Below are 12336 nucleotides of genomic sequence, written 5' to 3'. Positions count from 1 at the left end.
CGACAATCACCAGTCCTAGCCCGAGCCTCGTTGCCCTCTCAGGCCACCACGCCCACCACCCTCAAACCGTGATCAACGCCAGCCCTTAAGTTCCTGGCATTGACGCTCAAGGTAGGGAAGGAGGCCTTCACGGAACAGCGCTTACACGAAGGCGCTTTGGCCGGTGATGGCCTTCCCGACGATCAGCGTGTTCATCTCCCGGGTGCCTTCGAACGAGTAGATCGCTTCGGCGTCGGTGAAGAACCGCATGATGTCGTTGTCCAGCACGATCCCGTTGCCGCCGAAGATCTCACGGCCCCACGCGACGACCTCCCGCATCCGCGAGGTCACGAACGCCTTCGCCAGCGACGAGTGCTCGTCCTTGAAGATCCCGGCGTCCTGCAACCGGGCCAGTTGCACCAGCATGCCCCACGACGCGGTGATGTTGCCGAGGCTCTTCACCAGCATGTCCTGCACCATCTGGAACCGCGCGATCGGACGGCCGAACTGCTTGCGCTCCTTGGCGTAGTCCAGCGCGAGTTCGTAGGCGCCGATCATCACGCCCAGCCCCTGCCAGGCGACACCGCCACGGGTCGCGCGCAGGATCTCGGCGACGTCGCGGAACGAGTCGATGCCCTGGAGCCGGTTGGCCTCCGGCACCCGGACGTCGGTCAGCGTGATCTCCGCGTTCTCCACGATCCGGAACGCGAACTTGTTCTCGATCTTCACCGGCACGAATCCCGGCGAGTCCTTCTCGACCACGAAACCCTTGACGTTGTTGTCGTCCTCGTCGCGCGCCCACACGATGACCAGGTCGGCGAAGGTCGCGTTGCCGATCCACTTCTTGGCACCGTTGAGGATCCAGGTGTCGCCATCGCGCTTGGCAGTGGTGCGCATGCCGCCCGCGACGTCGGAGCCGCCGAGCGGCTCGGTCATCGCGAAAGCGCCGATCTTGTCCATCGCCGCCATCGACGGGAGCCAGCGGTCACGCTGTTCCTGGTCGCCACCCGAGTAGATGCTGTACATCGCGAGTCCGTTGTGGACACCGAAGAACGTGGCCACGGAAGGATCCGTGCGGGTCATCTCCATCGCCATCATGCCGCTGAGCAGGTGGCTGGTGGCCGGAAGGTGCTCGCCGTAGCCCTCGTAGGGCAGTCCGGCGAGGCCGAGCTCGCGGAACTTGCCGACGAGCTCGTGCGGGAACTCGCCCTTGGCCCAGTACTCGTTCACAAGCGGCTTGACGTCGGTGCGCATGAAGTCGCGCGCCTTGAGCAGCAGCTTGCGCTCCTCGTCGGGCAGCAGGGCTTCGTAGTCGTAGAAGTCGGCGATCAGCTGGTCATCCATGTCAGTTCTCCTCCTTGGCGGCGGCGGTGTCCAAAGCGGACAGCACCGCGAGCTGCTTGCGGTCGCGCGTCTCGGCGAGTTCCGAGTACGTGGAGGAGCCGTAAGCGGATTCCACGGCTTCGATGAGCCGTTCCTGTTCTTCCGGGTTCTGCGAGGGCTGGCCGAGACCGGCCCACATCTTCTTCATCGACTTGCCGATGTGCTCGGCCATGTGCCGGTAGCCGCCGGGGCCGCCGCCCAGATGCGAGCCGAGGAACGGCCCGACGGTCGACCAGCGGATGCCGAGCGAGTTCGTCATCACCGCGTCCAGTTCGGACGGTGACACGACACCCTGTTCCACCAGGTAGATCGCCTCGCGGCTCAGCGCGTTCTGGAGCCGGTTGCCGACGAAGCCGGGGATCTCCTTGCGCTCCACCACCGGCGTGCGGCCGATGAACCGGTAGAAATCGACGGCGCGATCTACGGACTCGGCGCTGGTGCGCTCGCCGGGTACGACCTCGACCAGCGGGATCAGGTGCGGTGGGTTGAACGGGTGTCCGATCAGGACTCGCGACGCGTCTTCGAGGTCCGCTGCGAACGCTGTCGAAGGGATCGCGGACGACGAGCTGAGCAGCAGCGCGTGCGACGGCGCCTCGCGGACCAGGGTCGCGAACAGGTCCTTTTTGAACTCGACGCTCTCCGGTCCGTTCTCCTGCACGACATCCGCGTGCCGGACGGCTTCCGTGACGCCCACCGCGAGGTGGACGCGAGGGGCGAGGTCCGCGGCGTCCCGGCCGAGATGCGGGGCGAATGCCTCCAGTGCGCCGGCGACGGCGTCGGCGAGGTCCGGCCGCGGGTCCGAGACCCAGACCTCCATCCCGTGCGCGGCGAACAACGCCGTCCACGAGAGGCCGATCGTGCCCGCGCCGATCACCGCGGCGGTGCGAAAAGTCATGACCGTGCTCCCTTCAAGTAGTCGAAGACCGGCTTGACCGGGGCTAGCGTCAGGTCGGTGAGGATGTGGCTCGCGGAGACGACCTCCAGCACCGGGAGATCGGCGAGCGGGGCCAGGACGTGCTGGAACAGCTGCAGCCGCGCGGGCCCGGTCCACGCTTCCTTGACCACCACGTCGGTGATCTCGGTGCGGACCAGTTCGAAGACCCGGGGCGAACCGTCGTAGCCCGGGATGGTCTTGAGCATGAACGTCGGCACGGTGATCTGCGCTTCGGCCTCACGGACGTCCAGCCGATGGTGCTTGTAGCCCATGGTCGCGGTCGCGACCCGCTGACTGCCGTAGTCGAGTGTCCCGACGAGCGCGCCGTTCTCGGCGAACAGCTTCGGCGAGCCGATGGTCTTCGGGTACGCGCTGATCTCGCGGCCGGACGCGGTGGCCGGGAAGTTGTCGAGGTACATCGCGTGCAGGTACTCGCCGCGCTCGCCCTCGAAGCTCACCGGGATCGCCTGGCCGGATTCGGTGTAGGGCCCGTATCCGCTGACGTCGCCCATCTTCATCACCTCGAACCGCACCAGCGGCTCGTCGATTTCCAGGGGCTCCGGGACGACGGCGCGCAGGGCGTCGGCGTCGGTGCGGTAGACGATGTTCAGGTACTCGCGATTGGTGAACCGCGGCACCACCGGTGCGTACGCCGGGTTCGTGAGCGGGGTGGTCACGTGCTGGAGGACTTCTTGCTGCTTCATTTCACTCACCGGTCCACTGAGGAGCGCGGCGCTCGGCGAAGGCCTGCATGCCCTCGCGGACGTCGGCCGACTTCATCAGCGCCGGCATCGCCGAACGCTGGGAGGCAAACGCTTGCGCGGCTGGGACGCCGTCCGCCGCGCGGACGATCTTCTTGACCAGGGCCAGCGCCAGGGGAGCGTTGGCGGCGATCTGGTCGGCCAGCTGCAGGGCGACGGCGGCGGCCTCGCCGCTCGGGACGACCCGGTTCACCAGACCCAGCTGCCCGGCGCGCTCGGCACCGATCGGCTCGCCGGTGAGCAGGAGCTCCATCGCCAGGTGATGCGGGATCCGCTTCGGCAGCCGGATCACGCCACCACCGGCGGCGATCAGCCCGCGCTTCACTTCGGGAAGGCCGAACTTCGCGTCTTCGGCGGCGACGATCAGGTCGCAGCCCAGCGCCAGTTCGAACCCGCCGCCCATGGCCCAGCCCTCGACAGCGGCGATGAGGGGCTTCGACAACTCGGCCTCGGTCAGCCCGCCGAACCCGCGGCCGGGGATCTCGGGAGACTCGCCTTTCAGGGCCGCCTTGAGGTCCATGCCGGCGCTGAACGAGCCGTCCGCGCCGGTCAGGACCCCGGCCCGCAGCGCGGGATCGGCTTCCAGCAGGTCGAGCGCTTCCGCGAGCCCGGCGGCGACGGCGGCGTCGACCGCGTTACGGGCGTGCGGCCGGTCGATCGTGATCAGCAGCGTGCTGCCGACCCGTTCTGTCCTTACTTCGTTGGTGCTCATGGTTCTTCCTCAGCGGGGTGTTCTCAAAGAGTGGTGGCGAGTTCGCGCAGGACGTCTTCGGTGTCCTGACCCGGCAGGGGAGCCAGGCGCCGGACCGAACCGGGGGTCGCGGAGAACTTCACCGGGATGCCGATGGTGCGGATCGAGCCCTCGCTCGGGTGCTCGATGACGTCGAGCAGGTGGCCGTCGCGGACGTATTCGTCGTCCTGTGCCTTGTCCAGTTCCAGGACCGGGGCCATCGGGATGCTGTGCTTCGCGCAGACCTCGGTCCACTCCTCGGTGGTCAATGCCGGGGCGCACTCGGCGATCATCCCGGCGAGTGCCTCGTGGTCCGCGCCGTCGATCGCGTCGCCGTTGACCCGCGGGTCCTCGGCCAGTTCCGGCCGCCCGGCGGCGTGGAAGAAGTCGCGGAAGTTCTGCGGGTTGTAGGGGATCACGCAGGCCATGCCGTCCTTGGTGTGCACGGCCTGGTGCCCGGGGTTCATCGACGGGCCGAACCCGGTCGGACCCTCCGCGGGCTCGAAGACGTGCCCGGCCAGATGCTCGACCAGGTTGAACGCGATCAGCGTGTCGGTCATCGGGATCTCGACTCGCTGGCCCTCGCCGGTCTTGTCGCGGTGCACCAGCGCCGCGAGCACGGTGTAGGCGATGGTCAGGGAGGAGACCTTGTCGCCGATGATCGTCGGCAGGTAGACCGGCTTGCCCAGCGCGCGGTTCGCGACGTCGACCAGGCCGGAGGATGCCTGCACGGTCTCGTCGTAGGCGGCGTGACCCGCGCGGTCTGAGTCGCCGCGGAAACCCTGCGCGTGGGCGTAGACCAGGCCGGGGTTGCGGGCGGCGACGTCGGCGTAGTTCATGCCGAGCCTGCTCAGCGCACCCGGGCGCATGTTCGTGATCAGCACGTCGGCGGTGTCGATCAGCTTGAGCGCCTGCTCGCGCTGCTCCTCGTCCTTGAGGTTGAGGGCGACGCTGCGCTTGTTGCGGTTCACGTTCAGGTTGAGCGGCGTCATCCCCGGCGTCGTGCGGAACTTGCCCACCCGCACGGTGTCGGCGGGGGACTCGATCTTGATCACGTCGGCGCCGAGGTCACCGAGGATCTGCGCGGCGTACGGACCCATGACGACCGTCGAGAGGTCGATCACGCGAACGCCGTCCAGCGGTCCAGTGGCGGTCTGAGTCATTTGCTTTCCCTTCGCCGTTGTTCGCTCTACTTACGAAGTTAGGCGCGAATGGGGATAAAGGGAATGATCAAAGAAAGAAGAATGGTATGACCGGGGTGGTCATACCATTAAATGGTGTCCGGATAGAGGTGGGGCGCGGTGGTCGTGAGTGGTAAGTGCCGTTAGAGCGGCACTTACCACTCACGACCAACAGGACCGAGGCGGCTGGTGAGACGCACCGGCCGCGCGCCCCCGTCACGTCGAGAGCGGCTCGGCGAAGATCTCGCGGACCCCCGCGACGAGCCCGGCGAGGTCCCCGTCCTCGGCGCGGTCGCGCCGCCAGACCAGGGCGGTCTCCAGCTGTGGACGGAAGTCGGCGAACGGCAGGATGGTGGCGCCGTCGACCAGGAACAGGTGCATCGGGCTGGCCGGATCGAGCATGGTGATCGAGAACGACGAGCCGTTCGCCACCAGTTCGGAAATGCCCGAATACTCGGTTCCGCTGACTTTGAGCCTCTTCTTGATTCCCGCGTTCGACAATTTCCGGTCCATGTCGTCCGAATAGGCCGGAATGCTTTCCGAGGCCGACGCGATATAGGACAGATCACTCAATTCGGCGATGTCCACCGTTTCCCGGCCGGTGAACCGGTCGGCCGGGACGACGGCGCCGAGCCGCTCGACCTGCACCGGGACGATCTCCAGCGCGGGATCGGTGACCGGCATCCGGACCAGCGACAACGCGAGTTTGCCTTCGTGCACCGCGGCGACCAGATCCGGCGTCGTCCCGGGCCAGCGTTTGAGCTCGAACCGGTCATGACAGTGTTCTTCGAGCCGTTTGACGCGTTCCCGCAGCGCCGGGTGCACGCCGGCGGGCATGCCGACGAACACGGTGCTCCGGCTCGGCTTCACCGCTTCCTGTAGCCGCCACGGAATCGCGTTGACCTGGTCGAGGACGTCCCGCGCGATCGGCAGCAGCGCGGCCCCCGCCGCCGTCAGCGTGACGTGGTGGGTGCTGCGGTCGAACAGCCGGTGGCCGAGCTCGTGTTCGAGATCCTTGATCCGCTGACTCAGCGGGGAGGCGGCCATGTGCAGCTTCCGGGCCGCCTGGGAGAAGTTCAGTTCCTCGGCGACGGCCACGAAGTACCGCAGGTGCAACATCTCCACGTGATCAGGCTAGTACGGAGTGCCGGTCACGCCCGCAGTGCGTCGATCGCGGTGTCGATCGCGGCGAGCGCCGTGGTCTTGTCGAGGCTCGCCCGCGAGACGAGCGAGAGGCCTTGGACGAGGTACAGCAACAGCTGGGCTTGGTCTTCGGGGCGGGCCTTGCCGGTGACTTCTCCGGTGGCCTGTGCCCGGCGGAGCGCGTCGGTGACGAGGTCGGTGAACCGGCGATACAAGCGGGAGACGAGCTCTGTGGCTTCGCTGTCATGAGGGACTAGTTCGGCGGTGGTGTTGCCGACCAGGCAACCGTGCGGTTCTCCCGCGTCGGAGAGGATCTCGTCCAGGCGTGCCGGGTGGGTCAGGATCTCGCGAAGCGCGGGCAAAAGCGGTACGGAGTCGAGCGCTGTGGTCAGGTGCCGCTCGTAGACGTCCCAGTAGAGCCGGACGGCGTCGAGGTAGAAGTGGCGCTTGTCTCCGAACGTCCCGTAGAGGCTGCCTCGTTCGACGCCCAGCGTGTCGACCAGATCCTGGATCGAGGTCGTCCCGTAGCCCCGGGACCAGAACAGCTCGACCGCGCGCTCCAGCGTCTGGTCCTTGTCGAATGCGCGAGGTCGTCCGGTCCGTGCCACCTGTCCGACTCTACGACTTCTTGACTGATCATTCAAGAAGTCGTAGCTTCGGTCGCATGACTTTTGGAACAGCTGCACAGAATTCAGTGGGCCGTCTTGCGGGAAAGCACGCGCTGATCACCGGCGGGACGAGCGGGATCGGCCTCGAGACCGCCCGTCAGTTCCTCGCCGAGGGAGCCACCGTCGCGATCACCGGCCGCTCACAGGAGAGATTGGACGAAGCCGCCCGGCTCTTGGACGGCCCGCTGCTGACCATCGTCAGCGACGCGGGTGACGTACCCGGCCAAGCGGCGCTGGCATCCCGGCTGCGGGAGGAGTGGCCGAAGCTCGACATCCTGATGAGCAACGCCGCCGACGTGACCCATCTCCCGATCGAGGACTGGACGGAAGAGGCGTTCGACAGGCTCGTCGCCACCGACCTCAAAGCGCCGTTCTTCCTGATCAAAGAGCTGCTGCCGGTCTTCTCCCGGCAGACTTCGATCATTCTCGTCGGCTCGATTTCCGCTTTCGTCGGGCATGAGAACGCGACTGTTTACGGTGCTGCCAAGGCAGGTCTGCTGTCCTATGCGCGCGGGCTGACCTACGAGCTGAAGGACCGGGGCATCCGGATCAACGGACTCAGCCCGGGCCCCACCGTCACCAACGCGCTCAAGCCGCTGGGTGCCGAGCGTCAAGCCGCCATGTACGAGGAGATGCGGCGCATCGTGCCGCTTCATCGGCTGGGGACCGCTACCGAGCTGGCGAAGGCGGCTGTCTATCTCGCCTCGGACGAGTCCGCTTACACAGCCGGCACCGTGCTGCGCGTCGACGGCGGGCTCGGGGAGCTCGCCTACTGATCATCCGGACCGGAACGCGACGGTGAACGCCGCTCCGCCTTCCGGCGCCGGACCCGCCGTCAGCGTCCCGCCCATCCGGGTGACCAGGCCGTGCGCCAGCGCGAGCCCGATGCCCGAGCCGACCGGGCGGCTGTCGCGGTAGCGCTTGTTCAGCACGCCGCGATCGAACGCCACGGGGTAGTCCTCCGGCGCCAGGCCGGGCCCGCCGTCTCGCACTGCCAGCTGTGCCTGCCCCTGGAGTGTGACCAGGGAGAACACGATCGGCGCGCCGGCCGGGGTCACGCGCAGCGCGTTCTCGGCCAGCCCGTCGACGACCTGGCGGAGCCGCCGCGGATCGGCGACGATCGGGACCTCGCCGGCGGGCCGTTCCACCAGCAGCGTGACGTTCTGCTGAGCGCATCGCAGTCGCCAGACGTCGGCGCATTCGTCGACGAGCGCGGCGAGATCGAGCCGTGCCGGGTCGAGACGGAACTCGTCGGCGCCGAGCCTCGCCAGTTCCAGCAGATCGCTGACCAGGCGTTCCAGTCGGGCGGCCTCGCGGTGGATGGTCTGCCCGGCCCGGCGCGCGTCCTCGCCTTCGGCCACGCCGTCCCCGATCGCCTCGGCGAATCCGGTGACGGCGGTCAGCGGCGTCCGCAGCTCGTGCGACACCGAAAGCAGGAACTCGCGTTGCCGTGCCTCGCTGTACTGCAGCGCGTCGGCCAGTTCGTTGACCGACGTCGCCACGTCCGCGACCTCGGACGGCCCTTCGACCGGAACCCGCAGGTCACGGCGTCCGGACCGCATTCCGTTCGCCACCGACGCGGCCCGGCGCAGCGGCCGGGACAGCATCCGGCTCAGCACGAGCCCCGCGATCGCGGCGACCGCGAGCCCCGCACCGAGCGCGAGCACGGTATTGCGCACCAGCATCCGTCCGCGCGCCTCACCGAGCTTGGTCGATTGGACGAGCGCGAACGCGGCACCCTTCGCGCCGACAGTGCGGGCTTCGACGAGGTACTGCTGGCCTTCGACGAGCACCGTGCCGGAGCGGGTGAACCCCGTCTTGGTGGCGGCGATCGCCGCGACGGTCCCGGCGCCGTCGAGTGTCCCGTTAGGACGGCGGACGACGACGTCGATTCCCTGTCCCCGAACGACTTCCGCGGCCTTGCCGATGCCGAGCCGATTGCCGATCCCGGTCTCGTCGAGCTGGCTCGCGACCACGTCGGCCTGCGCCGAGAGCGACTGACGGAGCACGTCGATCCCGGTGGTGCGGATGAGCCGGGCCGCGACCAGCCCGGCGACCACCACCGCGACCGCGGCGATCGCCAGGCACACCACGGTGATCCGCAGCGCGAGCGACGTCCGCTTCATCCGGCGTCCGCGGCGTAGCCGATCCCGCGGACCGTCCTGATCGGACTGTGACCGCCGAGTTTCCCGCGCAACTGGGCGATGTGGACGTCCACGGTCCGCGTGCCCGCCGAAGCCGCGTAACCCCAGACGGAACTGAGCAGCTGTTCGCGGCTGAACACCTGGCCGGGGCGTTTCACCAGGTGGGTGAGCAGGTCGAACTCGGTCGACGTCAGCGCGACCTCGGTTTCGGCGGCCCAGACGCGGCGCTGGGTGACGTCGACGCGAACGCCGCCCGCCGTGTAGGTCTCGGCGGGCGGCGCGGCCCCGGCGGCGCGGCGCAGGACGGTCCGGACCCTGGCCGAGAGCTCACGCGGGCTGAACGGTTTCGTCAGGTAGTCGTCCGCGCCGATCTCCAGGCCCAGCAAGCGGTCCAGTTCGTCGTCGCGGGCGGTCACGAACAGCACGGGTGTCCAGTCGCCGTCCGCGCGCAGCGCCCGGCAGATCTCGATACCGTCCATTCCGGACAGTCCGATGTCGAGCACGATCGCGACCGGGCGCATCCGCCGGATCGTGGCCAGCGCCGCGCCGCCGTCCGCCTCGACCTGGACGCCGAACCCGTCCCGCCGCAGGTACAGCGAGGCGAGCTCGGCGATCGCGGGGTCGTCCTCGACGACCAGCACCAGTCCGCGTCCCGGTTGTGTCGTCACCGGCAGATCCTGTCACGGGGCCGGGTCGCCGGCCATGTCCTGTTCGATCGAGTCGAGGGTGCGCTGGACGTCGCTCAGCTCACCCGGCGCCGGGCTCGACGTCGGCTTCTCGTCGGTGCACGCGGCCGTGCCGAACAGGGCGAACGCGGCCAGGGCCGTGATCAGGAGGCGTTTCACTTCCCCGCCTTGCAGTGCGCGCCCGCGAAGGCGTCGAGCTTCTGCTTCGCCGCGGTGAGTTCGGGGAGCCGTCCGCTGCGCTTGTCGGCCCGCTTCTGGAGCCTGTCGGCGGTGTCGTTGTGGTTCTTCTTGCGCTGGTCCTCGGCCCTGGCCTTGAGGTTCGCGACGGAACCGCGGATCTCGGGGCCGCCGTTGATGCGGTCGGTGAGCTTCGTGGTGCGCTCGGTGAGCTTGGGCAGCCACTCGGCGCACAACTGCTGGGACTCCTCAGGGCTGAGGGTGATGGGCGCCGTCTGGGCCGAGGCGGCGGGGGCAAGGGTGATGAGACCGGCCGCGGTCAGGCAGGCGGCGATGGTGTGTTTCAGCATGCGAAGAGCGTCGCGCGGGCGGATACGAGGAATGTGGGGGAAATGTTCGGGTTTCGTAAGCGATACTCGGACGATGGGGCTGAAGACTTTGACCGCCACCGTCGTGGCGACGCTGCTGCTCACCGCCGCACCTGCCATCGCGTCTCCCGCGTTCGTCCTGCGCGACGGCGTCAGCGAACCGGTGTTCTCCTACGAGAAGGCCATCCGGGAGACCGCCTGGGTGGAGACCGGCCAGGACCTCGACCGCGACGGCCAGGTCGATCGGGTCGCCGCCGACATCATCCGCCCGGCCGAACCGGCCGCCCGCGGGCAGCGCGTTCCGGTGATCATGGACGTCAGCCCTTACTTCGAGAAGATCGGCCGTGGCAACGAGCGCCAGCCGAAGACCTACCTTCCCGACGGCACGCCGTCGCAGTTCCCGCTCTTCTACGACAACTACTTCGTGCCGCGCGGGTACGCCGTCGTGCTGGTCGACGTCGGGGGCACCAATCGCTCGTCCGGATGTTTCGACGACGTCGCCTCCGGCAACGGGGTGGTGAACTGGCTCAACGGGCGTGCGAACGCGTTCCGGACGCCGTTCGGGCCGGAGCGGGTCCGGGCGGGCTGGGCGAACGGGTCGGTCGGCGCGATCGGGAAGTCGCAGGACGGGGCGACGGCGATCGGGATGGCGGCGTCCGGGATCGAGGGTCTGAAGACCATCGTGCCGATCGCCGGGGTCAGTTCGTACTACGAGGTGCACAACGCGGACGGCGCGTACTTCGGCTGGGCGGGCGGACCGGGCCTGTACAACGAGCGGGCGCTGAAGCTGTGTCAGCCGTTCGAGGAGGACAACGCGCGGCGCGCGGGGACGGACGGGAACTTCAACGACTACTGGCGCGGGCTCGACTACGTCGCGAAGACCGGGAAGGTGCGCGCAAGCGTTTTCGCGTCGATGGGCTTCCACGATCTCAACGTGAACCCGATCCAGTTCGGGCCCTGGTGGGAGGCGCTGAACGCGTACGGCGTGCCGCGCAAGGCGTGGCTGCACCAAGCGGCGCACGTCGACCCGTTCGATCTCGACCGGTCGCTGTTCGTGCGGACTTTGCACCGCTGGTTCGACCGGTGGCTGCTCGGCGTCCGCAACGGCGTCGAGACCGAACCCGCGATCCGGATCGAGCACGCCCCGGACCGCTGGACCGACGAACGCCGCTGGCCGCCGGCCACGCGGTCTCGCGCCCTGTGGCCCTCCTCGGATGGCGGGCTGGGGGACCGTCCTGCCGCTGGCGTCGCTTCGGTGACCGAAGACCCGGCGCGCGGTGCGTCCCAGTGGGTGGAGAACCCGTCGCAGACCAGCCCGGATCGCCTCGTCTTCGCGGGCGAACCGGTGCGCGCGGACACCCGGATCGCCGGGACCGCCACCGTGACGGTGACCGCCCGATCCGACAAACCGAGCGCGCGGCTCGGGGCGGTGCTGGTCGATTACGGTCCCGCGACCGTGCGGAACACCAAGTTCCCCGCGCTGGGCACCAAGAACCTGACGAGCCGGTCCTGCTGGGGCGCGGGCACGGCCGCGGACACCGGCTGCTTCCTCGACACCGTCGCGGATCTGACCGCCGTGGACAACCAGATCGTCGCGACCGGCTGGGCGGATCTCGGCCACCATCGGTCGCTGTGGCGGGGCGAACTTCTGGAGCCCGGCAAGGCGTACACGATGACGTTCCGGCTGAGCAGCCTCGACCACGTCGTCCCGGCAGGGCACCGGCTGGCGCTCGTCCTGGGCGGTACCGACGCGGACATGTTCGACCCCACGCTGCCCGCGCCCGGGGCCCGGGTGACCTTCGACCTGGGCGGGACTTCGCTCTCGGTTCCGGTCACCACCCGCGTTTAGTCCGCTGAACGCGGTCCTTAGGTGCGCGACTACCGCATTCAGAGGACGAAACGCGGGGCGGGTCGGCCCGGGGTGGTCGTGAGTGGCAAGTCGTGTTCTGTTGCGGGGCAAGGCAAAGGTGGCCTCGTACTCGCCGGCCACCGGGCCACCTCGCGATCCGTCACTGGCAAGGGGCTGGTGGGCGCGGGAAGTGTTACCCAGGGTGACGGGTGTGTGGAAATAGGGACCCCCAACGATGCTGTTGGTTTTCTCTGGTCAGGCGGCTGGGGTGAGGGAGAGGTGGCGGACTGGGCTGGTTCGTGTGGTGGCGCGTAGGGTTCCGATGAGCCAGGC

Annotated in this window: 13 protein-coding genes; 2 read left to right on the top strand and 11 right to left on the bottom strand. The window is 68.5% G+C overall.

Annotated features, from left to right (window positions below; genetic code table 11):
- Positions 1-141: 141 nt before the first annotated feature.
- From ACFOSH_RS42195 to ACFOSH_RS42165, 7 genes are all read right to left on the bottom strand, one after another.
- Positions 142-1323: an acyl-CoA dehydrogenase family protein gene (locus ACFOSH_RS42195; RefSeq protein WP_378247119.1), complete on the bottom strand. Its 1182-nt coding sequence runs from the start codon at positions 1321-1323 to the stop codon at positions 142-144.
- A gap of 1 nt (position 1324) precedes the next feature.
- Complete coding sequence (locus ACFOSH_RS42190; RefSeq protein ID WP_378247117.1) at positions 1325-2257, bottom strand: 3-hydroxyacyl-CoA dehydrogenase NAD-binding domain-containing protein; 933 nt, start codon at positions 2255-2257, stop codon at positions 1325-1327.
- Positions 2254-3000 carry an acetoacetate decarboxylase gene (locus ACFOSH_RS42185; protein WP_378247115.1) on the bottom strand — a complete coding sequence of 249 codons (747 nt, stop codon included), beginning with the start codon at positions 2998-3000 and terminating at the stop codon, positions 2254-2256. The genes ACFOSH_RS42190 and ACFOSH_RS42185 overlap by 4 nt, the downstream gene beginning before the upstream one ends.
- Position 3001: 1 nt before the next feature.
- On the bottom strand, positions 3002-3769 hold the full coding sequence (locus ACFOSH_RS42180; RefSeq protein ID WP_378247114.1) for a crotonase/enoyl-CoA hydratase family protein: 768 nt from the start codon (positions 3767-3769) through the stop codon (positions 3002-3004).
- Between the two features lie 23 nt (positions 3770-3792).
- A complete protein-coding gene (locus tag ACFOSH_RS42175; protein WP_378247112.1) occupies positions 3793-4950 on the bottom strand; it encodes a CaiB/BaiF CoA transferase family protein in 1158 nt (385 codons plus the stop codon).
- Positions 4951-5184: 234 nt separating this feature from the next.
- Positions 5185-6093 carry a LysR family transcriptional regulator gene (locus tag ACFOSH_RS42170; RefSeq protein ID WP_378247110.1) on the bottom strand — a complete coding sequence of 303 codons (909 nt, stop codon included), beginning with the start codon at positions 6091-6093 and terminating at the stop codon, positions 5185-5187.
- Between the two features lie 26 nt (positions 6094-6119).
- Complete coding sequence (locus tag ACFOSH_RS42165; protein ID WP_378247108.1) at positions 6120-6719, bottom strand: TetR/AcrR family transcriptional regulator; 600 nt, start codon at positions 6717-6719, stop codon at positions 6120-6122.
- Positions 6720-6805: 86 nt separating this feature from the next.
- Here ACFOSH_RS42165 and ACFOSH_RS42160 point away from each other — a divergent pair, with 86 nt between their 5' ends.
- Positions 6806-7555 (top strand): SDR family oxidoreductase, encoded by a 750-nt coding sequence (locus ACFOSH_RS42160; protein WP_378247106.1) that lies wholly within the window; start codon positions 6806-6808, stop codon positions 7553-7555.
- Here the strand turns inward: ACFOSH_RS42160 and ACFOSH_RS42155 are convergent, their stop codons facing one another.
- Genes ACFOSH_RS42155 through ACFOSH_RS42140 form a run of 4 tightly spaced genes read right to left on the bottom strand, consistent with a single transcriptional unit; the run spans position 7556 to position 10136 of the window.
- A complete protein-coding gene (locus ACFOSH_RS42155) occupies positions 7556-8905 on the bottom strand; it encodes a HAMP domain-containing sensor histidine kinase (RefSeq protein WP_378247104.1) in 1350 nt (449 codons plus the stop codon).
- Entirely contained in the window at positions 8902-9591 is a 690-nt protein-coding gene (locus ACFOSH_RS42150) for a response regulator transcription factor (RefSeq protein ID WP_378247102.1), read from the bottom strand. The genes ACFOSH_RS42155 and ACFOSH_RS42150 overlap by 4 nt, the downstream gene beginning before the upstream one ends.
- Positions 9592-9603: 12 nt before the next feature.
- Entirely contained in the window at positions 9604-9768 is a 165-nt protein-coding gene (locus tag ACFOSH_RS42145; protein ID WP_378247100.1) for a hypothetical protein, read from the bottom strand.
- A complete protein-coding gene (locus tag ACFOSH_RS42140; RefSeq protein ID WP_378247098.1) occupies positions 9765-10136 on the bottom strand; it encodes a hypothetical protein in 372 nt (123 codons plus the stop codon). The genes ACFOSH_RS42145 and ACFOSH_RS42140 overlap by 4 nt, the downstream gene beginning before the upstream one ends.
- Before the next feature lie 73 nt (positions 10137-10209).
- Between ACFOSH_RS42140 and ACFOSH_RS42135 the strand changes: the two genes are divergently transcribed.
- On the top strand, positions 10210-12003 hold the full coding sequence (locus ACFOSH_RS42135; protein ID WP_378247096.1) for a CocE/NonD family hydrolase: 1794 nt from the start codon (positions 10210-10212) through the stop codon (positions 12001-12003).
- Positions 12004-12336 lie beyond the last annotated feature (333 nt).

The sequence above is a fragment of the Amycolatopsis speibonae genome (genome assembly GCF_042647925.1).
GTDB classification, from domain to species: Bacteria; Actinomycetota; Actinomycetes; order Mycobacteriales; family Pseudonocardiaceae; genus Amycolatopsis; species Amycolatopsis speibonae.
The sequence above is the reverse complement of the archived record's forward strand: the minus strand, read 5'-3'. Positions and strand labels throughout refer to the sequence as shown.